The sequence below is a fragment of the Alkalibacillus aidingensis genome (assembly GCF_014595945.1).
GTDB classification, from domain to species: Bacteria; Bacillota; Bacilli; order Bacillales; family Alkalibacillaceae; genus Alkalibacillus; species Alkalibacillus aidingensis.
Map to the genome: position 1 here is coordinate 169843 of NZ_JABXWU010000001.1, position 21529 is coordinate 191371.

21 protein-coding genes are annotated in these 21529 nt (G+C 37.5%); 19 read left to right on the forward strand and 2 right to left on the reverse strand.

The features are described 5' to 3' along the window. The first annotated feature begins 23 nt into the window (after positions 1 to 23). On the forward strand, positions 24 to 470 hold the full coding sequence (locus tag HWQ49_RS00885) for a YlbF family regulator (protein WP_188205686.1): 447 nt from the start codon (positions 24 to 26) through the stop codon (positions 468 to 470). Between the two features lie 29 nt (positions 471 to 499). Further along, positions 500 to 787: a YlbG family protein gene (locus tag HWQ49_RS00890; protein WP_188205687.1), complete on the forward strand. Its 288-nt coding sequence runs from the start codon at positions 500 to 502 to the stop codon at positions 785 to 787. Positions 788 to 870: 83 nt separating this feature from the next. On the opposite strand, the gene HWQ49_RS00895 is transcribed toward HWQ49_RS00890, so the two are convergent. Then, positions 871 to 1260, reverse strand: a complete 390-nt coding sequence (locus HWQ49_RS00895) for a DUF7147 family protein (protein WP_188205688.1) — start codon at positions 1258 to 1260, stop codon at positions 871 to 873. 147 nt (positions 1261 to 1407) lie between these two features. Between HWQ49_RS00895 and HWQ49_RS00900 the strand changes: the two genes are divergently transcribed. The 17 genes from HWQ49_RS00900 (at position 1408) to HWQ49_RS00980 (ending at position 20202) form a co-directional block, all read left to right on the forward strand. Beyond that, a complete protein-coding gene (locus tag HWQ49_RS00900) occupies positions 1408 to 2829 on the forward strand; it encodes a hypothetical protein (RefSeq protein WP_188205689.1) in 1422 nt (473 codons plus the stop codon). A gap of 282 nt (positions 2830 to 3111) precedes the next feature. Next, entirely contained in the window at positions 3112 to 3666 is a 555-nt protein-coding gene (gene rsmD / locus HWQ49_RS00905; RefSeq protein ID WP_188205690.1) for a 16S rRNA (guanine(966)-N(2))-methyltransferase RsmD, read from the forward strand. A 12-nt stretch (positions 3667 to 3678) separates the two neighbouring features. Next, positions 3679 to 4173 (forward strand): pantetheine-phosphate adenylyltransferase, encoded by a 495-nt coding sequence (coaD, locus tag HWQ49_RS00910; RefSeq protein ID WP_188205691.1) that lies wholly within the window; start codon positions 3679 to 3681, stop codon positions 4171 to 4173. Positions 4174 to 4355: 182 nt separating this feature from the next. Next, positions 4356 to 7577, forward strand: a complete 3222-nt coding sequence (locus tag HWQ49_RS00915) for a BTAD domain-containing putative transcriptional regulator (protein WP_188205692.1) — start codon at positions 4356 to 4358, stop codon at positions 7575 to 7577. A gap of 91 nt (positions 7578 to 7668) precedes the next feature. Continuing rightward, entirely contained in the window at positions 7669 to 8268 is a 600-nt protein-coding gene (locus tag HWQ49_RS00920; protein ID WP_188205693.1) for a TetR/AcrR family transcriptional regulator, read from the forward strand. Beyond that, positions 8269 to 9783 carry an o-succinylbenzoate--CoA ligase gene (menE, locus tag HWQ49_RS00925; protein ID WP_188205694.1) on the forward strand — a complete coding sequence of 505 codons (1515 nt, stop codon included), beginning with the start codon at positions 8269 to 8271 and terminating at the stop codon, positions 9781 to 9783. 44 nt (positions 9784 to 9827) lie between these two features. Beyond that, entirely contained in the window at positions 9828 to 10817 is a 990-nt protein-coding gene (locus HWQ49_RS00930; protein ID WP_188205695.1) for a 3-oxoacyl-ACP synthase, read from the forward strand. A gap of 81 nt (positions 10818 to 10898) precedes the next feature. Beyond that, positions 10899 to 12104, forward strand: a complete 1206-nt coding sequence (locus HWQ49_RS00935; RefSeq protein WP_188205696.1) for a substrate-binding domain-containing protein — start codon at positions 10899 to 10901, stop codon at positions 12102 to 12104. A 251-nt stretch (positions 12105 to 12355) separates the two neighbouring features. Then, positions 12356 to 13129 (forward strand): ABC transporter ATP-binding protein, encoded by a 774-nt coding sequence (locus HWQ49_RS00940; RefSeq protein WP_188205697.1) that lies wholly within the window; start codon positions 12356 to 12358, stop codon positions 13127 to 13129. Continuing rightward, a complete protein-coding gene (locus HWQ49_RS00945; RefSeq protein ID WP_188205698.1) occupies positions 13107 to 13820 on the forward strand; it encodes an ABC transporter ATP-binding protein in 714 nt (237 codons plus the stop codon). Before HWQ49_RS00940 ends, HWQ49_RS00945 begins: the two co-directional genes overlap by 23 nt. 16 nt (positions 13821 to 13836) lie before the next feature. After that, a complete protein-coding gene (locus HWQ49_RS00950; protein WP_188205699.1) occupies positions 13837 to 14709 on the forward strand; it encodes a branched-chain amino acid ABC transporter permease in 873 nt (290 codons plus the stop codon). Beyond that, positions 14706 to 15743: a branched-chain amino acid ABC transporter permease gene (locus HWQ49_RS00955; RefSeq protein ID WP_188205700.1), complete on the forward strand. Its 1038-nt coding sequence runs from the start codon at positions 14706 to 14708 to the stop codon at positions 15741 to 15743. Before HWQ49_RS00950 ends, HWQ49_RS00955 begins: the two co-directional genes overlap by 4 nt. Further along, the gene (locus HWQ49_RS00960; RefSeq protein WP_188205701.1) at positions 15740 to 15919 is read left to right on the forward strand and encodes a hypothetical protein; all 180 of its coding nucleotides are present in this window, start codon (positions 15740 to 15742) and stop codon (positions 15917 to 15919) included. The genes HWQ49_RS00955 and HWQ49_RS00960 overlap by 4 nt, the downstream gene beginning before the upstream one ends. A 15-nt stretch (positions 15920 to 15934) precedes the next feature. Next, a complete protein-coding gene (locus tag HWQ49_RS00965; RefSeq protein ID WP_188205702.1) occupies positions 15935 to 16945 on the forward strand; it encodes a 3-oxoacyl-ACP synthase in 1011 nt (336 codons plus the stop codon). A 14-nt stretch (positions 16946 to 16959) separates the two neighbouring features. Continuing rightward, on the forward strand, positions 16960 to 17847 hold the full coding sequence (phaZ, locus tag HWQ49_RS00970; protein ID WP_223154919.1) for an intracellular short-chain-length polyhydroxyalkanoate depolymerase: 888 nt from the start codon (positions 16960 to 16962) through the stop codon (positions 17845 to 17847). Positions 17848 to 17852: 5 nt separating this feature from the next. Beyond that, positions 17853 to 18596: a 3-oxoacyl-ACP reductase FabG gene (gene fabG / locus HWQ49_RS00975; protein ID WP_188205703.1), complete on the forward strand. Its 744-nt coding sequence runs from the start codon at positions 17853 to 17855 to the stop codon at positions 18594 to 18596. Positions 18597 to 18720: 124 nt separating this feature from the next. Beyond that, the gene (locus HWQ49_RS00980; RefSeq protein ID WP_188205704.1) at positions 18721 to 20202 is read left to right on the forward strand and encodes a class I adenylate-forming enzyme family protein; all 1482 of its coding nucleotides are present in this window, start codon (positions 18721 to 18723) and stop codon (positions 20200 to 20202) included. A 34-nt stretch (positions 20203 to 20236) separates the two neighbouring features. Here the strand turns inward: HWQ49_RS00980 and ylbJ are convergent, their stop codons facing one another. Then, positions 20237 to 21463 (reverse strand): sporulation integral membrane protein YlbJ, encoded by a 1227-nt coding sequence (gene ylbJ, locus HWQ49_RS00985; RefSeq protein ID WP_188205705.1) that lies wholly within the window; start codon positions 21461 to 21463, stop codon positions 20237 to 20239. Between the last annotated feature and the right edge of the window lie 66 nt (positions 21464 to 21529).

Below are 21529 nucleotides of genomic sequence, written 5' to 3' on the forward strand. Positions count from 1 at the left end.
GATAAGGGTACGGAGGTGGATTTATGCTCGCTAATATGGAAGTTATTGATGTATTAGAACAAGCAGAAAAACTTGGCCAAATGATTAAAGAGTCTGAGGACTATGAAATATATACAGAATATAAAAAGGCACTTTATCAAGATCCAGAAGCTAATCGGTTAATGACCGATTTTCAGAATATGAAAGACGATTATGAAGATGTTCAGCGTTTTGGGCGATACCATCCTGACTATACAAAAATTATGAAAGAGATTCGCCAACTCAAACGTGATTTAGATATGCACGATTCGGTTGCTGCTTTTAAACAAAAGGAAACCCAATTACAAACGTTGTTAGATGATGTTTCAGAAATTGTAGCCCATTCAATTAGCCCAAATATTAAAGCACCACGTGATGGAATTGCCTTAAAGGATTCAGGCGATGGTTGTGGCTGCGGTAGTGGGGGACAATGCGGTTGCCAAGCGTCATAGTTGTAGCATGTGAATTGGAGGATTAATCGATGTTGACTAAACGACAAGGAATCATTGTATGGGTTAAACATATCAAACAATTACGTAAGCTTCGCCGCTATGGGCATGTCATTTATGGTTCAAAACGACGAAAGTATGTTTTGCTTTATGTCAATCAAGAACAGGTAGAAGAGGTTATGGATCAACTTAATCAACTTAATTTCGTTAAGCAGGTAGAACCTTCTTATAAACCTTATATTGATACAGTTTATCAATCTAAGGAAGAGAAAGACCTTGAAATGGAAGAAGAATGGGAAAGCTTTTATAAGAGTAGTTAATAAAAAGTGATGGCTAAATGGTCATCACTTTTTTTGGTTGAAAAACAGGACAATATGGAGTTTAGTGGATTGTTTTAGTATTTTTATAGTGGGGGCAATAAGTGGTTTAACCGTAAGATCGATGTTAATTGCTGATAATAAAGTTCTTCTTCATGGTAAGTAGAGGATGGTGGAACATCTAAGTCAATGATCGTAAGACCTAATTGTTCACTTAATTTACTAAACTGGTCGTAACGTACATTACTTTTTTGATCATTTGGCTTCGGAATTCCTTCTAAGCAAATGTAAATCGGTTGAAAATTACCTTGTGTAGTTGGTTTGAAAATTACTGCTAATGAAGTGACTTCTTGGTCATTTTTTTTAGTATGAAAAGCTAATAGATGCTCTACTCGGTTTGGCATTGATTCAATTAAAGTAAACAGCTCATATACATCGCCGTAGCCTTCACCTAATTTAATGAAACGTTGTGTCATATCGCTCCTCCTAGGTATTTAATCTTTCATTACTTTATCATGTATTAGAAATTTTGTGAAATAAACGTAGTAACTCCCTGTCGTATTTGGTAAAATAAAACCGAATTATCGAATCTGAGACATTGAACGAATAAGGTGGAACATTTAATGAAGGTTTTGGCAGGAATGATTATTTTTCTACTGTCACTAAGTGGCTTATTAGGATTCTATCATTGGAGTTCATATCAACATGAATCCAATCCTGAAAATACGAGCCATCCAAATGAAAGGATAACGATCACAGATGAACATGATTACCTATCTGTAGAACATACAATCAATGAATTGCAGGCTGGAGAGTATTCAATCGATGTACCAACCCAAATTCCTATTAACAGTTGCCAAATAAACCGTGAAACCACATGTTTAGAGGATGCTAATACGATTTTGATTGAAGACCCAAGTCAAGTTTCACTGAAGTATGAGATCCCTATTGAACAGCCTGATGATCCCTATTTACATATAGCAGACTCATTTGCTGAATGGTTGAGTGACGATGAACCCGTTTCTACCTCCTTAAGGGTCTCGATAGTTGGACAAAAAGACAAGGGTAGTTGGTCTAGTGTGAAAGACCCTGTGTTTACAAGTGAAAAAGAGGCAACTGAATTTTACCAATGGCATCTTGAACCATCAGAGCCGGTCGTATTTGTTCGCCTTGACGAAGATTTCCAATATCAAGCTCATATTAACGGAATCCAAGTAGTTAGTTCTATTCCAGTTGACACCACGATCATTGAAGAAAGTGTTGATCAGTTCAATCAGGATCTTCACCACATTCTAATTATTGACCCAAATGGTGCAAAAATGGAGAGAGACTCTTTTTCTGTTGTGAGCAGTTCAGAGAAAAGAAGTATTTTAAGTTCATTCTTAATGAGTAATCTAATTACTGAAACCGACTTTCATCAAGAGGAGCACTGGATTTTACGAGTTCTTTCAGATTTAATCTATCAAACAAATCGTTCAGAAAATGAACATGAATTAGCTGTCGTCGATGAGTTAATAAGTCAAACATCATCTAATCAGATAGAGCAACTGCACCAACAATTATCAGATGTTAATAGTCCATCAGATCCTCTAAAGGAAGTCGTTGATGAATTATTGAGTGAGGTAATGAGGTTTCAAACAACCTTTTTTCAGTTGAATTCTGAAACAGATGATTTAGTTAGGCTCTATGGTGTTGACGATCGAGACATTATGATTAATGATGAGCGACAAGAAGTAGAATGGGAAAGTGTTATTTATAATAATCGCCATTACTTTCCTTTTGCAGAGAGTTTAGAATCGTTAGGTATAGAACGTTATTTTTCTGTAAAAGGTGGAAGCGAATGGTTCTTTGAGCATCAGTCACGTAGTATAAGGCTGTATATAGATCGTGATGTTTACCACATTAATGATGAACGATATATGGCTGAGGAGTTTGATTGGGTCGAAATAAACGGACAGTTATTTATTGATTCTGACTTATTGTCTGATTTACTACAGATTGAGTTAGAGCAAGATGCCGAATCAATCTATTTAAACGGAGTGTAAATTGCATAAAAAAATGGCTCTTTTTCAAACATGAAAAAGAGCCACAGTCTCTTTGCTTTCGCAAAGAGTACAAAAAGGGAGAGGAGAAACCGGAAGAAGGTCTTATGGGGAATGATAAGACTTCTCCGAATAGAACGGATTTCCTCAAAACCGTTCCTAGTAGACATTTTCTCCAGAGTTCTTGTAAATATACCTTTTTCAAAAGATTTTTTTGCATTTTTTAACATTGATTTTTGTGGATATAGTAAGGTTAATGAATTTTAAATAAAGTTGGTGAAATATATGCGGGTCATATCAGGAGATTTAAAGGGGCATCCTATAAAAGCGGTACCAAATATGAAAACAAGACCGACAACCGATAAAGTTAAAGAGTCTTTATTTCACCAGATTGGTCCTTATTTCGGAGGAGGGCAGGCATTAGATCTTTTTGCTGGTAGTGGAAATTTAGGTATAGAAGCCATTAGTAGAGGAATTGATCATGTGGTGTTTGTTGACCAACAGTACCAAGCCATCCAGACTATTCGTGAAAATGTAAAGAACTTAAAAATAGAAAACCGTTGTGAAATTTACCGTAATGATGCGTTTAGGGCTATTAAAGCTGCCGGTAAAAGGGGAAAGCAGTTTGACTATGTGTTTTTAGATCCCCCTTATAATAAAGTATCATTTAATAAGTTATTTGAGTTGATCCAGGAGCACAATCTTATTAAAACAGGTTCAATAGTCATTTGTGAACACTCTCAAGTAGAAGTGTTACCTACTCATTTAGATGGGTATGAAATCATCAAGCATGATACATATAGCGATTTAATTGGTTTAACTGTTTATCGTTATCATTAAGGAGGCTAAATAATGAATAAAGTAGCAATCTGTCCAGGAAGTTTTGATCCGATCACAAATGGTCATTTAGATATTATTGAACGAGGAGCAAAAGTATTTGACCATGTTATTGTCGCTGTATTTAATAACCAATCAAAGTCTCCACTCTTTGATGTGGATGAAAGATTACATCTGATTAAGGAAGCTACTAAGCATATTCCTAATGTATCAGTGGATGTTAGTCATGGGCTTTTAGTCGACTATGCGCAAAAGAAACAGGTAGATGCAATTTTACGTGGATTACGTGCAGTTAGTGATTTTGAATATGAGATGCAGATTACTTCTATGAATCGTCAACTCAACGAAGATATTGAAACATTATTTATGATGACCAACAGTAAATATTCATTTCTAAGTTCCAGTATTGTTAAGGAAGCGGCAAGATACCATTCTGATGTATCTGAATTAGTTCCATCTGTGGTTGAAGAAGCTTTGAAGGATAAGTTTCAACCGAGTAAAATCGATTGATATCTAAACTGTTTACAAACAATCGCTCCGTTAAGGCTAGTCTATTAATGATTCTTTAATCCCATTTCATCGTATTTTGTCCAAGATCTTTTGTTTTTAATGAGATAAGTTATTCTCGGGTAATAGCTACTTGTGTTAGAATAAAAGACAGATAATTCTGAATTGGGAGAGGAGCTTTGTTGATGATGGATACTCATCCCATCCTGGACTCTCAACATCAACCACCAAACATGAAGGACGCCATAATTAATCGAAGTCATTTACAAAGATTATTACAAACGATAACCCAATATCCATTAACCATCATTCATTCTGGTGCAGGCTATGGTAAAAGTATTGGGTTGAGTCAATTCGTTCATACTTCCAATCAATATATGTGCTGGTACTCGGTTTCGAAGTATGACGAGGATTTAATCCCTTTTTTAACTAAATTAATCTATGCTATACAAACAGCTCATCCTGGGTTTGGAGATGAGGTTATTGAAGCTTTAACCGAGACTAAGGGTCGAATCTACGATCAAGATGTGTGGAGATTGATGACCGTAACAGTGAATGCTTGTATCGAGTTAGAAACTCCAACAACAATCATAGTGGATGATGCTCACCATTTAATGCAATCAAAAACAGTTATTCACTGGCTTGAGTTATTTATTGAACATATACCTGATAACTTGCATATAGTCTTATCAGCTCGTTATAAACCTAGATGGGGCATCCTTTCTCAATTGAAGGTCAAAGGTGCATTATTAGAAATTAATCAGTCTGATCTGGCGTTTTCTCTTGATGAATTTGAACATTTAATAGTTGATTTGTATGGGGTTAACTTAGAGAAACATCAAATCGAAACGCTTTACCATCATACTGAGGGATGGCCAATAGCTTGTGTGATGATGGGGCAGCAAATAAAACAGGGCGATCCAACAAAGAATCTAGATCATCATCAACAAGCTATGCATTCTGATCTTTTCGAATATATGGACTATGAAATCCTTTCGAAACAACCTTTTATGATTCAAAAGTTTCTTGAGCAAACAAGCGTTTTAGACGTTATGTCCGTTGAAGCATGTGATGTTATATTAGGCATGGGTGGTTCGCAACAGATTCTTGAGAATCTTCTTAAACAGAATTTATTTATACATAAATTGGATGATGAACATTATCGATACCATTATTTGTTTAAAGAGTTTTTAATTAAAAGGTTGAAAGCTAATGCATTTGATGAATACGAACAACTTAACCGAAAAGCTGCCAGACATTTCGAAGATACACGTGATTTTGAAGCAGCTATTGTTCATCATCAAAACGTATTTGCTCATGAGCGAGTCACTCAATTAATTGAAGATCATGGAAAAAGGATGTTAGAAGAGGGAAAGTTAGAGCAATTACAAACTATACTGGACAAGATTCCTTATCAAATTAGGCAATCTTCGCCTTTACTTTGGTTTTTAACCGGAGAGATTTTGCGTTATCGATCAAAATATGAGGAAGCTGAAAAGGTCTATATTCAAGCGATCAAAGTGGCTGAAAATTTGAAGCAAAACTATGTTATCAGTTTAGCCTATGAAGGGAAGGCTAAAATCTATTTAGATACAATCAGACCAGTAAAGGCTAAACGGATTTTAGAACAAGCTATTTCTTATCGAGAGAAATTAGAGGTTGAAGAAGCTGAATTAGCTCGACTTTACTATATGTTAGGTGAGAACTTACTCAATTCAGGTTCAGCTAAAAAAGCCGAGTCGTGGCTAGATCAAGCTAAATCAGCTAATTTACCAGTAGATGATGTGAATTTGGAGGCAAGAATTTATTTGCGAACAGGTAGACTAGTGAAAGCGAAGCAATACCTAACGCATAAGAAGGAACAACTGACAGACGAAGCGAACTTGAAACTACCGAAGTCACATAGAGAAACGGATATATTACTGTCGATTATTTGTGCATTTATGGGGGAAGCAGAAGAAGCTAAATACTATGCTGAATTAGGGTTGCAACAAGGGGTTGAAAATGATTCACCATTTGTCGAAGCTTGTGGCTGGATGAGGATTGGTCATGCTTCACAACTACTAGCTAGGTATGATGATGAGACGATTTCATCATGTTACCATCAAGCGTTAGAAATCATGAAAAAGTTAAATGTATCTCGTGGGATGGCCGAGCCTTATATGGGGTTGTGCATATTATATGGTAATCAAGGTCAGTATGAGCAGGCTTATGAAGCAGGACAAAAAGGTCTGTTAGAAACTGAAAAGGTCAGTGATCCTTGGTTATCTGCTTTAATTTTATTGTGCTTAGGTATATCAGCAACATACTGTCAACGCCATGAACGTGCATATGAGTTTTTACTAGATGCGAAAGATCACTTTGAGCGTTGTGAAGATGATCATGGGTTAATGCTAGTTAACTTTTGGCAGGCATATTTAGCCTACTATACTCAAAATAATCCATTGTTTTGTCAATCGATGAAAAGGTTTTTAACATTATTACAGACAGGAAACTACGAATATTTCTTAAAATATCGCACGCTATGTGGTCCGAATGATTTGCAAAGTATTGCACCTTTACTTCAGTCAGCATTAGAAAATGATCTACAAAGAAGTTATATTATCAGGCTGATTCACGAATTAGGGTTTGCTCAATTGGAAAATCACCCCGGCTATACATTAACAATAAAGACATTAGGTTCTTTCCAAGTCAAAACGGGTAACCAAGTAATCAGTGGAAGACACTGGCAAAGAGAAAAAGCCAAAGAGCTTTTAGAGTTACTAGTTACTAAACGTAATAGAGTGTTAACTAAAGAGGAGATTTTTGAAAATTTGTGGCCTGGTGAAGTTGAGGAAAGTGCAAACAAAAAGTTTAAAGTAGCACTAAACAGTCTGCTAAAAGTACTTGAACCCGGGCGAAAAGTGCGACAAGAATCTTACTTTATTGAACGTCAAGGTAGTACTTACCGGTTAAATCCAAAGGCAGGTTATAAATTAGATTTAGATGATTTTGAAGCTTATGTACAAGCTGGACTTGAAGAAGATAACCCAGAAAAAGCGAAGGAATTGTTATTAAAAGGCTTGACGATTTATGAAGGCGATTATATCGCTCCAAGAAGAACTACAGATTGGATTATGAGTGAACGTGAAAGGATTCAAGTTTTATTTCTTAAAGGAGCAGAGAAACTAGCTCAGATTTCCACACGATTAGAAGAGTACGATCGTTGTTTATACTGGTGTGATCAAATTTTACAACAAGATCGTACGTGGGAAGAAGCTTATCGGTTAATGATGTACAGTTATTATCGATTGAATAATCGTCCACAAGCAATCAAGTGGTATAAACGATGTGAAGAAGTGTTGGAAAAAGAACTTGATTTAGACCCGACTCAGGCAACAAAAGATATGTATGAACTAATCAAATAATGGCTGGGACAAAAGCTCTTTTGTTCCAGTTCTTTTTTATCTTGACTTTTCAGAAATTTTTGTATAATCTAATTATTGAGAGGTGATTCACATGTCAATTTCAGAAGAGAAACGTTTAACTAAAAAAGGTGAAATAACGCGATTTAAATTACTACAAACGGCTGAACGTGTATTTGGAGAAAATGGATATTTTGAGTCCTCAGTCGTTGATATTACGCAAGAGGCAGGGGTAGCTCAAGGGACGTTTTATAACTATTTCCCTTCTAAGAAATCCATATATGATGAACTTGTCTATCAAATGAGCAGCCAACTAAGGAGGTATATAAAAGAAAGAATCTCCGGTACCGAAACATTTGAGGAAGCCCAACGCGAGGGGTTTTTAGCTTTTTTTGAGTGGGTTCAAAACCACCGAAACTTATATAGCATCATTCAACAAGCTGTGCTTGTCGATCTATCACTATATGAATGGTATTACGAAAAGCTGGCTAGTGGTTTTATTAAAGCGATCAACCAGGCTATTGATTCAGGTGAGATTAAATCTCTTGATCCAGAGACAATGGCTTATTGTTTTATGGGTATTGGCCAGTTTCTAGGAATGAGGTGGATATATTGGAACCAAAAACCTGTCCCAGAAGATAAGTTTGAAGCTGCGATGTCATTTATTTTTGGAAATATAAAAAGGAGTGGTTAAGTGTATTCAATTGATTATTGGATTGATAAACGAGCCATGATATCTCCTGAAAGAGTGGCTTTTAGGGGTGATTATCAGACATGGAATTATCACCAAGTGGCCATAGTTATGAATCGTATGGCTGTGTTTTTTCAAGATGACATGAACATCCAAAAGGGAGATCGAGTAGCAATTTTAGCACATAATAGTGTTAGTTATTTAATAACTTATTTTGCTTTAGCCAAGGTAGGCGCGATTGTCGTTCCCCTAAACACTCGATTATCTCTTAAGGAATGGGAATTTCAAATCAACGATAGTGGCGCAAAACATCTACTTTACGATCATGACTTCGAGCAATCAGTAACTGAACTACAACTTATACACCGATTTGAAAGCGTTTTCGAACTTGGTCAATGCTTAAAAGACACTTCAACTTTAAGTACCTCAACCCACATTTCATCAAAAGTAACAGACCCACACACACCATTTATCATTTGCTATACATCGGGAACAACTGGTAGGCCAAAGGGAGCCGTCCTAACTCATGAAAATATGTTTTGGAATGCAATTAACAATATAACGGCTATTGACCTTACCTCATATGACCGTGTCATTGTGTTATTACCCCTGTTTCATATAGGGGGGATTGGTCTTTTCGCTTTTCCAACAATATTGGCTGGAGGCGCTGTGGTTGTCCCTGGTAAATTCAATCCAGATCAAGCCATCCACGTAATTGAACAAGAGAAAATAACAGTGGTGATGGGAGTTCCTGCAATTCATGAAGCGTTACTAAATAGTTCTAAATTTAAACAAGCAGATTTCAGTCATGTTCGTTGGTTTTATAACGGAGGAGCACCAATATCCCAAGATGTAATTAAACGATTTTTATCTAAAGGGATCCCGTTTGGTCAAGGGTTTGGAATGAGTGAAACCTCACCAACAATTTTTATGTTAACGAAAGAGGATTACGAGCGAAAGATTGGATCGATTGGTAAGCCAGCATTATTTAATGATGTCAAAATATTAGACGATCATAAACGGGAGGTCAATCAGGGTGAAACTGGTGAGCTTCACATTAAAGGGCCAAATGTGATGGATGCATACTGGGGGTTACCAGAGGAAACTAAAAATACCTTTTACGAAGGTTGGCTAGCGTCTGGTGATTTAGTTCGTCAAGATGAAGAAGGATTCTATTGGGTTGCAGGTCGAAAAAAAGACATGATTATCTCTGGTGGAGAGAATGTTTACCCCCTTGAGGTGGAACAGGTGATTGATCTGTTAGATGAAATTGAAGAAGTAGCAGTTGTCGGTCATCCTGATGAGACATGGGGTGAGGTTCCAGTTGCGTATATCAAATTGATTCAGGGAGAAAAAATTGACCGTTCACAACTGATTTCCGAGTGTCAAAAGTATTTGGGTAAATATAAAATTCCAAAAAGATTCTATGAAGTTAGTGAATTACCTAGAAATGCTACTGGGAAGGTATTGAAATCAAAGCTTGTTGATCAGATCTATCAAGAAAAGGAGATAGATTGATTCGGTTAGGGTTGCATGATGTTCAAAATGAAAGGGGCTATTAAATGATAGGTGTTAAACGAACAGCCATTTACACGCCTGAATATACCGAAAGCGCCAGAGATTTAGAGAAAAAAACCAAAATTCCAGAACAAGTTATTAAAGATAAATTTGGGCTAAAGCAAAAGTACATTGCCGACTCAAATGAACATACTTCAGATTTAGCCATTAAGGCTGGCGAAAAGCTGTTACGAAACGTAAATCGTCATGAAGTTGATGTATTAATCTACTTTGGGAGCCCACATAAAGATTATCAGGTTTGGTCGTGTGCGCCACGTATTCAACACCAATTGAGGTTAACGAATGCTTATGCATTTGAAGTTATGAATGTTAGCTCGTGCTTTCCGATAGCCTTAAAGATAGCAAAAGATATGATGACTTCTGATCAATCTATTAACCATATTCTGCTTGTAGGAGGTTGTAAGGAATCACAGATTGTCGATTACGATAACCCAAGATCTCGTTTTATGTTTAATTTTGCTGATGGAGGAGCTGCTGTACTTATTGGCAGAAACTCAAATCATCAAATTCTTGATTCGGGGATTATTACGGATGGATCGTTTTCAGAGGATGTGTTCGTTCCAGCTGGGGGAACAGTTTATCCTGCGAGCATTGAGACGGTTGAAAAAAGACAGCATTATATAGATGTTCCTCACCCAAAGTCTATGAAGGAGAGGTTAGACAAAGTTACCGTAGATAATTTTATCAAATCAGTGTCACTTGCATTAGAAAAAAGTGGCCTAAGCATAGATGATATTGACTGGTTATTACCACTTCATACTAAAAGATCAATGTTTGAGTTGTTAATTAAACGACTTAATCTAACTCCTGAACAGACTGTTTACTTAGATGAATACGGTCATATGTCAGCTTTAGATCCTTGTTATGGCCTTCATTTACTCGAACAGAGAGGTGATGTTAAGAAAGGGGATATTATTATCACCATGTCTGCAGGTACAGGGTATACATGGGCGTCAACGGTCATTAGGTGGTGAGTTGTAACTCGTGTGTAACTATACTTACTTACACTGTCAACAAGCTAAACTAGCTTAAAAAATTAATAGGGGGAATGAAAGATGTCTGTTAAGAGATTTGGCGGACTTTTACTCATTGGCATGATCACTGTTTTTTTATTAACTGCCTGTAACTCTGGGGAATCATCAGGCGATGAGAGTGGCCCGATAAAAATCGGTGTTTTAGCCTCATTATCAGGTCCATTAGAAGCTTATGGCGTACAGACCCAACAAGGATTTGACTTAGGGTTGGAGTATGCAACTGACGGAACGATGGAATTTGATGGTCGTGAAATTGAAGTCATCTATGAAGACACAGAAACTCAATCGGATGTAGCAAGACAAAAGGCGCTTCAATTACTCGATGATGAAGAAGTTGATTTCTTAGTAGGTTCTTCCGATTCGGGTGATACGTTATCGGTTATTGGCTTAGCTGAAGAGTATGAAACCATTATGGTCGTAGAACCAGCAGTTGCGGATAGTATTACAGGAAGTGAATATAATGATTACATTTTTAGAACTGGACGTAATTCATCACAGGATGCTGTAGCAGGAGCAGCAGCAATTGCGGATGAAGGAGTGACAATAGCTACGTTCGCACCTGACTATGCATTTGGTTGGGATGGTGTAGAAGCTTTTAGTGCCGCAGCAGAAGAATTAGGTGCTGAGATCGTTTTAGAGGAGTTTGTTGACCCAGAGGCGACTGACTTTACCCCAAATATTCAACGTGTTATCGAACATGACCCAGATTACATGTTTGTTATTTGGGCGGGTGCAAACAGTCCATGGAATCAAATTGCAGATATGAACTTAGATGATCGTGGCATCCAGATTTCGACAGGTGCGCCAGATATTGCGGCTTTATCTACAATGGGAGATTTGGTCGGAATGGAAGGGTTTACGGTTTATTACCATGATCTTCCGGATAATGAAGTCAATGATTGGCTAATTGAACAAGTCGATGAGCAGTATGATACCATTCCTGATTTATTTACTCCTGGTGGAATGAGTGCTGCACTTTCTATTATGGAAGCTTTAGAGCAATCTGATGGTAGTACAGATGCTAATGAATTAATTGATGTTATGGAAGGTATGAGCTTTGAATCGCCAAAAGGTACGATGACGTTCCGACCTGAGGATCATCAAGCTTTACAAGCATTATATGCTATTACATTAGAAGAGCGTGAAGGATTTGATTATCCAGTTCCGACATTAATACGTGAGTTATCACCTGAGGAAACAGAACCACCAATATTAAATCAGGATTAGTTAGATAGAGAATAGATTGGCTGGGGCAAAAGGCTTGTCTTTAAGTAACTCCGAACAACTACTTCTCATTATGAAGGTATGGAAATATGCAAACATGTGAACACCTGTAGCAACAGAGTGTGGTGTTTTAATCGTAAATAGTTTATATATTTTCCTAAGTGTGTAGTCATTTGTTTCGGATGGTACTTTTAGTTATGTCCTTAGCCCCATTATTATACATACCTCATTATTTTTTGAAGGGACGATGTCAAATGGGAACGATCATTAAGACTGAAGAATTATCAATTGCCTTTGGGGGACATTTAGCCGTGAATAATGTGTCAGTTGAGATTAAGAGGAATACTTTCACTTCTGTTATTGGTCCAAATGGAGCGGGTAAAACAACCTTTTTTAATCTTCTTAGTGGTCAGCTATCACCAACGAGTGGCCGGGTTATTTATAAAGAAGAGGATATTACGAAGCAGTCGGTAATTGAGCGAACCAGAAATGGAATTGGACGTTCCTTTCAGATCACGAATGTCTTTCCTAACATAACCGTATTAGAAAATGTTAGATTAGCTGTTCAATCTCGGGAAAGGGTTCGGTTTGATTTATTTCGTCATTTTAAAAATTATAAGCAGTTTGAAGAAGAAGCTATGAGTCTATTGAAAATGGTTTTACTAGAGGAAAAAGCTGAAATTCCAGCTGCAACTCTATCTCACGGGGAGAAGCGTAAGCTAGAGATAGCTATGTTGTTAGCTCTCAATACAGAAGTATTACTCTTAGATGAACCAACAGCTGGTATGTCACTTGAGGAAGTACCTGCGATTTTAAATGTCATTGAAAATATTAAAGACCAAGGAGACCGAACGGTAGTGTTAATTGAACACAAAATGGATATGGTGCTGAACCTTTCCGACCGAATGATGGTTTTATTTAATGGGGAATTGTTAGCTGAAGGGACGCCTGAAGAGATTATGAATAATGAAACAGTACAAACAGCTTATATTGGAGGGGACCCAAATGTCACAACAGCCACTACTTAACTTAGAGAAAGTGAATACTCATATTGATCAATTTCACATCCTTCAAAATGTTAATTTCACAGTCAAAAAAGGGGAATTGACCCTGCTTTTAGGCCGAAACGGTGCAGGTAAGACGACGACATTACGAACAATCATTGGATTGAATCCTCCTACTAAAGGCCGTGTCATGTTTAACGGTGAAGACATCTCTGCTATTCCCCCTTATAAAATTGCTAAAAAGGGGATCGGTTATGTTCCGGAAGATCAAGGGATTTTTTACGATTTAACTGTAGGTGAGAACATGCGAGTGGCCATGATGAAAGAAGATGATGCTACGCAAAAAAGATTGGAATCCTCACTTGAATTATTTCCTGACTTAAAGAAGTTTTGGAAGAAACCGGGTGGACAATTAAGTGGTGGTCAAAAGCAAATGTTATCGATTGCAAGGGCTTTTGTGAATGAAACAGATCTCTTACTCATTGATGAACCTAGTAAAGGTTTAGCACCTGTAATCGTAGAGAAGGTTATAGAAGCGATAGAGAAAATTAAAGAACACACCACAGTTGTATTAGTTGAGCAAAACTTCTATATGGCTAAACGTCTTGGAGATCGTTTTTATATTTTAGATGACGGTTTGTCCGTTCATGAAGGTTATATGAATGAACTGGATGAAAATGAGGAGCTTAAACGCAAATACTTAGGAATCGGCTAAAAAGGGGGATGGAGAGATGGAACTTTTTATTAACCTTGCGATTAATGGGGTTGCCATGGGTATGTTAATTTTTTTAATAGCTTCTGGTTTAACATTAATCTTTGGATTAATGAGCGTACTTAACTTTGCTCATGGTGGGCTTTTCGCTTGGGGTGCATATAGTGGAGTTTTCTTTTATGTATTATTAGATAATTTCTGGCTTGGGATTTTATTAGCTATTGTAACTGGTATTCTCTTAGGTTGGATTACTGAATTTTTGATTGTGCGACCTGTTTATGGTAACCATATCAGACAAATACTTATTACCCTTGGTTTTATGTTGGTATTAACAGAGATGTTAAAGGTTGTTTTTGGGCCGAATATTATTAATGCACCGACCCCTGAATATTTACAAGGTAGTTGGATGATTGGAGATATTACGATCATCAAATACCGAGCGTTTATTATAGCAGTGGGTCTAATATTGTTCATCGTTATGTACAGTGTTCTACGTTATTCCAAGGTAGGTTTAGTGGTTCGGGCTGGAGTGATGAACAAAGAAATGATTCAAGCTCTAGGTGTAAATATTAAAAAAGTATTTGTTATTGTCTTTATGGTTGGTTCTGCATTGGCTGCATTAGGTGGAGCATTGTTTGCTCCAAGCTCTGGTGCTATCTACGCTGAAATGGGAATGGAATTTGGTATATTTGCCTTTATTGTGGTGATTATCGGTGGGATGGGAAGTATTCCAGGTTCATTGCTAGCGGCGTTACTTGTAGGTATGGCTAATACATTTACTGCTTACTATGTCCCTATTTTATCAATGGTTGTCACCATGCTTATTATGTTAGTTGTACTCATCTTCCGCCCACAAGGATTATTTAATGTAAGTGGGGTGTCAAATAAATGATCATGCAGAAGTTACACAAGTCTACATGGATATATTTTGCGATTGTTTTTGTTCTAATTTTATTGCCTTTCTTTAAAGATGATCGTTGGTTCTTATTTTTAATGATCCAAATATTCGTTTTTGCAATCTTTGCGATGAGCTATGACTTATTACTAGGTTACACAGGGATCGTGTCATTTGGTCATGCCATGTTTTTTGGGATTGGTGCCTATAGCGTTGCTGTTACGATGAATCGAATGGAATCAACATTTCCTAGTTTCTTATTAGGTGTACTGGTTGCTGTATTTGCTTCTGGAATCGTTGCTTTTCTTGCAGGGATTTTAACCTTAAAGTTAAAAAGTCATTATTATGCTATGTTAACTTTGGCTTTGGCAGGAATGTTTTTATATATTGCCGAAAGGTGGCGTTCGGTAACTGGTGGGAATGATGGTTTTACTTTTAGAATTCCTGAGTTACCAGGAGCTTTACAGGATCATCGTAATCTAGTTATCTATTTATTTACTTTATTTATGATGGTCATTCTTTTCTTTGGAATGAAAAGGTTAACTGAATCGCCGTTAGGTCGAGTATTAGTTGGGATTCGTGAGAACGACCAGCGAGTTGAGTCACTAGGGTTTCGAATAATGCCTTATAAAGTGTTGATTAGTATTATTTCTGGGGTTGTTGCTGCTTTAGCTGGGGTTTTATACGCGATTAGCTTAAGGTTCGTGAATACTCAAGTATTTGATATTGAAGTAACTTTAGACGCTTTACTAATGACTATTATTGGTGGTGTTGGTACATTAATTGGCCCAATTATCGGCTCAGCAATTATTAATCTATCACATCATTTCTTATCCGATTTAGCCAATGTACACTGGATTTTTCAAAGATGGGTTATTCTTTTTGGTGTCATTTTTATTTTAGCCATGATCTTTTTTCCAAATGGGATTGTTGGAACGATTAAACAAAAAGTTGAGCAACGGCGAATGAAAAGGCGAATTTTAGAAGTTGAGAAGCAAGAGGAATTAGATGAAGGGAAAAAACATGCATGATGCAAGAATCTATGATTCACTCATTTGTTATACGCTATCAGACTACCCAATATAAGGGTCAATCTTTAGTAAAAGTAAGAGTGACGAACGTGTTTAAAGATGATGATACTTATTTCGAATCCTTAGAAGATGCTTATCTATATATGAAGCGGATCGTCCAAAAACATATAGAATGAAATGGGGGACCTGACTTGTCAATAGGAATTGTGTCAACGGGTGTTTATATTCCTGATCGATTTATAACAGGGAAGGAGATTGCAGAAGAATCGGGAATTCCTGAAGACATCATAGCTGAGAAAATGGGAATCAAAAGTAAGCCGGTACCTGGAGCCGAAGATCACACAGCTAAGATGGGGGTGAAAGCGGCTCGCCAAGCTTTTTCTAACTGTTCATTAGACCCAAAAGATATTGATATTGTGATTTATATCGGGGAGGAGCATAAAGAATATCCCTTATGGACTGCAGCGATTAAAACTCAAGAAGAACTCGGCTGTACCAATGCGTGGGCGTTTGATGTAGCTTTGCGTTGTGGCACGACTATTATGGCAATGAAAGTGGCTAAATCGTTAATGTTAACCGATCCAGATATAAACTGTGTACTTTTAGCTGGTGGTTATCGTAATGGTGATTTTATTCGCTATGATAATCCAAGAACGAGATTCATGTATAACCTTGGGGCAGGTGGCGCGGCTATGATCTTACAAAAAGGCCATGAGGAAAACGTTGTTTTAGAAAGCTCAATAATGACAGACGGATCATTCTCTGAAGATGTGGTGGTTGTCGGAGGTGGTACCAAACATCCAATGTCTGTTGATGTTTTGAATAATAACCAATACCAACTAGATGTACTTGACCCAGGTGGAATGAAACAAAGACTCGAGGAAAAGTCTATGAAAAACTTCCTTAAAGTCATTCGCAAAGCGCTATCAAAATCAGGATATTCAGAAAGTGACATTGATTATCTAGCTATATTGCACATGAAAAGGTCAGCACATCAGTATGTGTTACAACAACTTAGTTTAAACGACCATCAATCTATTTATCTTGAGGATTATGGTCATATTGGGCAGATGGATCAAATTCTATCATTAGAGTTAGCTCTTAAAGACGGTAAAATTAACAACGGAGATATTGTCGTTTTCGTCAGTGCAGGAATTGGCTATGCATGGGGGGCGACCGTGATCAAATGGGGAATAGAATAAAAGGGGGAATGCCCATGTTAAAAGAGATTGAGTTACCAAACGGAGAGCGAATAGCCTATCGTGAACGAATGTCTGGAGAAAGAGTTGTTTTATTAATTCACGGAAATATGGTCTCCTCTAAGCATTGGGATCTACTCATGAAGTCACTGGATGAAACGTATTCGTTAATTGCACTTGATTTGCCTGGGTTTGGACAATCAACTTACCGACATAAAATAAAAAGTATCAAAGACTTTTCAGATACTGTTCGACAGTTTATTAAAGCTGTAGATATTAACCCTTGTGCTATCCTTGGCTGGTCTATGGGTGGAGCGATTGCCATGCAATATTGTGCCGATTATCCAAATGGATGCGACAAGTTATTATTACTAGCTTCAGGCTCTACTAGAGGGTACCCATTTTATGCGACCAACTCTGATGGCACCCCAAACCTTGATCAGCGAATGAAGACGTACGAAGAGGTCAAGCAAGACCCGGTCAAAACACTAGCGATGGAAACAGCTCAACGCAATAAGGATAAAGAAACGATGCGTATGGTTTGGGATGCTGCTATTTACACACAAAATAAACCACAACCAGATCTTTACGATGAATACTTGGAGGATATTCTTACTCAACGAAATATTGCCGAGTGCTATCATGCTTTAAACCAATTTAACATCAGTCATGTTCATAATGGTTTAGTTGAGGGGACGGGTGAAGTTGATCAAATTCAAGTACCTGTTTTAGTTATGCATGGAAACCTTGATTATGTTGTATTAGACCATATGAAGAATGAAATCTTAGAAGATCTAAAAGGTGAGGTTGAGTATGTTGAATTAACAGGTTGTGGTCATTCACCAATGATTGACAACCTTGAATTATTGACTTCTACAATTGAGGAATTCTTAGGAAAGGAATGATAGTTATGTCAAGGCTAGAGGGTAAAGTTGCCATCATTACTGGTGGGGCTAATGGAATAGGGTTAGAGGCTGTTAGATTGTTCGGAGCTGAAGGAGCTAAAGTGGTCATTGCGGATTTTGATGTCGAAACCGCTGAAAAACGTGAAACAGAGCTACGGAATAAAGGGTTTGATGTTTCAGCCGTTAAGGTTAATGTTGCGAATCGCGCAAGTGTCAACGAGATGGTCGATTTTACAATCAAACAATATCAGCAAATTGATATTTTAATTAATAATGCTGGCATTACTAGGGATGCGATGCTATCGAAAATGACTGAAGAACAATTTAAGCAAGTGATTGAAGTGAATTTAACAGGAGTGTTTCATTGTACTCAAGCTGTTTTACCTCATTTGATTAACCAAGGAAAAGGCAAGGTGATTAATACCTCGTCTGTCTCGGGTACATATGGAAATGTTGGACAGACCAATTATGCCGCAGCTAAAGCAGGTATTATCGGGATGACTAAGACTTGGGCTAAAGAGCTTGGACGTAAGCAAATCAATGTGAATGCTATAGCTCCTGGGTTCACCGAGACGTCGATGGTGGAAAGTGTACCGGATCATATTATTGAGGGATTAAAGAAACAAGTACCTATGGGGAGGTTAGGGAAGCCGGAAGATATCGCGAGAGCTTACCTATATCTTGCTAGTGAGGATTCAAACTATGTAAATGGTCAAGTTATTAATGTAGATGGAGCAATAATGATGTAATAGGCACTCAGGATTACTCCCTGAGTGTTTTTGTATATATTAATTGAGTCATCTTGTAACTAAGTTGTAACTTTTCCTTTTTATAATCAACTTACATATTAGATCGTGAAGGGAGCTAAGCATTATGCTAGGAGAACTAGATTGGTTGAGTTCACGCGCAAAATTATATCCAAACGATGAGGCGATCGTGGATGTTGATGAGGGGTATACGGTTACCTATCGGGAGCTAAATAAACGCTCACAAGCATTGGCTGAGGGCTTAACTGGGTTTGGTTTAGAAAAAGGTGATCGTGTAGCCTTACTAGCACCTAATCATATAAGTTATTTTGATTTATTGTTTGCGAGTATGAAAACCGGTCTCATATTTGTTCCTTTAAATTGGCGTTTGTCTAAAGAAGAGCTGTTATATGTTTTAGAAGATTGTCAACCCAAGTTGGTATTGGTTCATCGGCAGTTTAGTGATGAGGTGACGTGGGTTAATAAGCGTTATCCTAGTTTGACTATTGATGGACCACATTATGTTGATCAATTAGAAAAGAAATCACTACAAACAGTTCATATTCAAGAAACGACTCCGCTAGCTATGATTTATACGGGTGGGACGACCGGAAAACCAAAAGGAGCTGTGCTTAGTCATCGTTCAATTCTTTGGAATGGTATTAATACGGTTATTAGTTGGGGAATTTCCAAGCAGGATACGACATTAACAGCCATTCCTATGTTTCATACAGGAGGATTAAATGCACTGTCGGTCCCTGTTCTATTAGCTGGTGGGAAAGTCATTATTCATTCGGCGTTTGAACCAGAAAGAGCTGTTGAGGATTTAATCAAATTTCGATGCACCATCGTTTTGTTCATTCCAACGATGTATCACATGATTACTGAAACCGATTTGTTTAAGGTGAGTGAATTTCCTCATATGAAAGTCTTTCTGTCTGGAGGAGCCCCTTGTCCACTAACAATTTATCGTAAATTCAATGAAAAAGGGCTATCTTTTAAAGAAGGCTACGGTTTAACTGAAGCAGGTCCTAATAACTTCTACATTCACCCTGTAGAAGCACAAGTAAAGAATGGCTCAGTTGGAAGAGAAATGATTTTCAATGACATTAGTATCGTTAACCGTGATGGGGATGAAGTACCTAGCGATGAAGTAGGGGAACTTCGGCTAAAAGGGAAGCATTTGTTCGAATATTATTGGGATAATGACGAGGCAACGACTAATCAATTTGTAGGTGAGTGGTTTAAAACAGGAGATTTAGCTCGCCGAGATGAAGAAGGATGTGTTTATATTGTTGGGCGAAAGAAAGAGATGATCATCTCAGGGGGCGAGAATATTTATCCACTTGAGATTGAGCATTGGCTAGACTCTCATCCTGATATTAATGAAGTAGCAGTCGTAGGTGTTCCTGATGATTACTGGGGAGAGAAAGTCGTTGCTTTTTTATCTAAAACGAGTAGTGAGTTAAACACATCTGAATTAGTCACTTTTTGTGCGCAAAAGTTAAGTCGTTATAAAATCCCTAAAGAATTTGTATTTTTGGATGAATTGCCAAAAACACATGTTGGAAAAATAAATAAAAATGCCTTACTAGAGGTCTACCAATAAAATATGATTTAAAACCAGGCTGAGGGTAACAGTTTTATACCCCAGCCTGTTTTTGTGTTCTATTTGAGATGAGGATGAGACAGCCAATAAATAAGGTTCCAATCGTGATCATTGGTCCAAATTGTTCAAGCCATTCTATAATCGCAACTGATGATGAAGTATAATCGGTTTGTGTATCAACTGGCACATCTGACGGTGATTGAGTCTCACGATTGATATACAACGGCTTAAATAACAAGAAAGTTAACATCACAGCAAAGACAATATGGATTAAACGACCGATAAAATAAGGTGCAAATCGAATATCAGTTGGTGCTAATAAGCTTGCCACTTGTGCATGAATCGATAACCCATTAAATGCCAAAATCCCACTAACTAACATTAATTGTGCTAGTAACGTGGCTTGTTCTGTTTGGGCAATCATTTGAGCCCCAAGGGTAATTTCAAAAAGTCCACTCATCAATGGTAAGGCGAACTCCTTTGGTTGTGATAACCAACTAAGAATGTTCTCAAGAAAAGATGCAAAGAAAGATGAAATACCTGTTAGAAAGAGTAACTTATTTAAAACAGAAAAAAGAACGATAAAGCCACCAATCATGACTAACGTTTGGATTGAAGACATAACGGCATTCCCTAATATTTTCCCAAGTGGCTCGTGATTTTTCGTTCGATGATTATGTAATGCCCAAAAGGCCCGTCCTATTGTAGAGCCGTGGTGACGAATGTGATCGATTGATCGGTCGTTTGAATGACGTCGATAAAACCTCATACATAAACCCACTAAAATACAACCAAGGTAATGGCAGGCAGCAAGTAACAAACCTATCTTGGCATCGTGAAAGAAACCCACTGCAATAGCCCCAAAGATAAATAACGGGTTCGATGCATTGGTAAATGAAACTAGCCGTTCAGCCTCTGTTTTGGTTAAGACATTTTCTTGCCTAAGTCGTGCCGAGATTTTGGCACCAGAAGGGTACCCACTTGCTAATCCCATCCCTAAGACAACTCCACCTGCTCCAGGGACATTAAATAATGGGCGCATCAGGGGTTCGAGTAAGACTCCGATAAATTTGACAACTCCAAAGGCTAAGAGGAGTTCAGCGACAATAAAAAAAGGTAATAATGAAGGGAAAACAATTTCTAACCACAAATTAAGACCACGAATGGAAGCTTCGAATGATTGATCTGGGTAAGAAATAATGGCAATAGCTAAGAAACTGGCACTTATAGCATATAATACTGAAGCGATTTTAGTATACACGTCTTGTCCCCCTAATCTTGTGTGAAACTGTACGAATAGGAACTTGCATAGTAAAATAAATATTAT

Coding starts and splice junctions, on each gene's coding strand:
- HWQ49_RS00885 (WP_188205686.1), top strand. CDS start 24: ATGCTCGCTAATATGGAAGTTATTGATGTATTAGAACAAGCAGAAAAA.
- HWQ49_RS00890 (WP_188205687.1), top strand. CDS start 500: ATGTTGACTAAACGACAAGGAATCATTGTATGGGTTAAACATATCAAA.
- HWQ49_RS00895 (WP_188205688.1), bottom strand. CDS start 1,260: ATGACACAACGTTTCATTAAATTAGGTGAAGGCTACGGCGATGTATAT.
- HWQ49_RS00900 (WP_188205689.1), top strand. CDS start 1,408: ATGAAGGTTTTGGCAGGAATGATTATTTTTCTACTGTCACTAAGTGGC.
- rsmD (WP_188205690.1), top strand. CDS start 3,112: ATGCGGGTCATATCAGGAGATTTAAAGGGGCATCCTATAAAAGCGGTA.
- coaD (WP_188205691.1), top strand. CDS start 3,679: ATGAATAAAGTAGCAATCTGTCCAGGAAGTTTTGATCCGATCACAAAT.
- HWQ49_RS00915 (WP_188205692.1), top strand. CDS start 4,356: ATGATGGATACTCATCCCATCCTGGACTCTCAACATCAACCACCAAAC.
- HWQ49_RS00920 (WP_188205693.1), top strand. CDS start 7,669: ATGTCAATTTCAGAAGAGAAACGTTTAACTAAAAAAGGTGAAATAACG.
- HWQ49_RS00930 (WP_188205695.1), top strand. CDS start 9,828: ATGATAGGTGTTAAACGAACAGCCATTTACACGCCTGAATATACCGAA.
- HWQ49_RS00935 (WP_188205696.1), top strand. CDS start 10,899: ATGTCTGTTAAGAGATTTGGCGGACTTTTACTCATTGGCATGATCACT.
- HWQ49_RS00940 (WP_188205697.1), top strand. CDS start 12,356: ATGGGAACGATCATTAAGACTGAAGAATTATCAATTGCCTTTGGGGGA.
- HWQ49_RS00945 (WP_188205698.1), top strand. CDS start 13,107: ATGTCACAACAGCCACTACTTAACTTAGAGAAAGTGAATACTCATATT.
- HWQ49_RS00950 (WP_188205699.1), top strand. CDS start 13,837: ATGGAACTTTTTATTAACCTTGCGATTAATGGGGTTGCCATGGGTATG.
- HWQ49_RS00955 (WP_188205700.1), top strand. CDS start 14,706: ATGATCATGCAGAAGTTACACAAGTCTACATGGATATATTTTGCGATT.
- HWQ49_RS00960 (WP_188205701.1), top strand. CDS start 15,740: ATGATGCAAGAATCTATGATTCACTCATTTGTTATACGCTATCAGACT.
- phaZ (WP_223154919.1), top strand. CDS start 16,960: ATGTTAAAAGAGATTGAGTTACCAAACGGAGAGCGAATAGCCTATCGT.
- fabG (WP_188205703.1), top strand. CDS start 17,853: ATGTCAAGGCTAGAGGGTAAAGTTGCCATCATTACTGGTGGGGCTAAT.
- HWQ49_RS00980 (WP_188205704.1), top strand. CDS start 18,721: ATGCTAGGAGAACTAGATTGGTTGAGTTCACGCGCAAAATTATATCCA.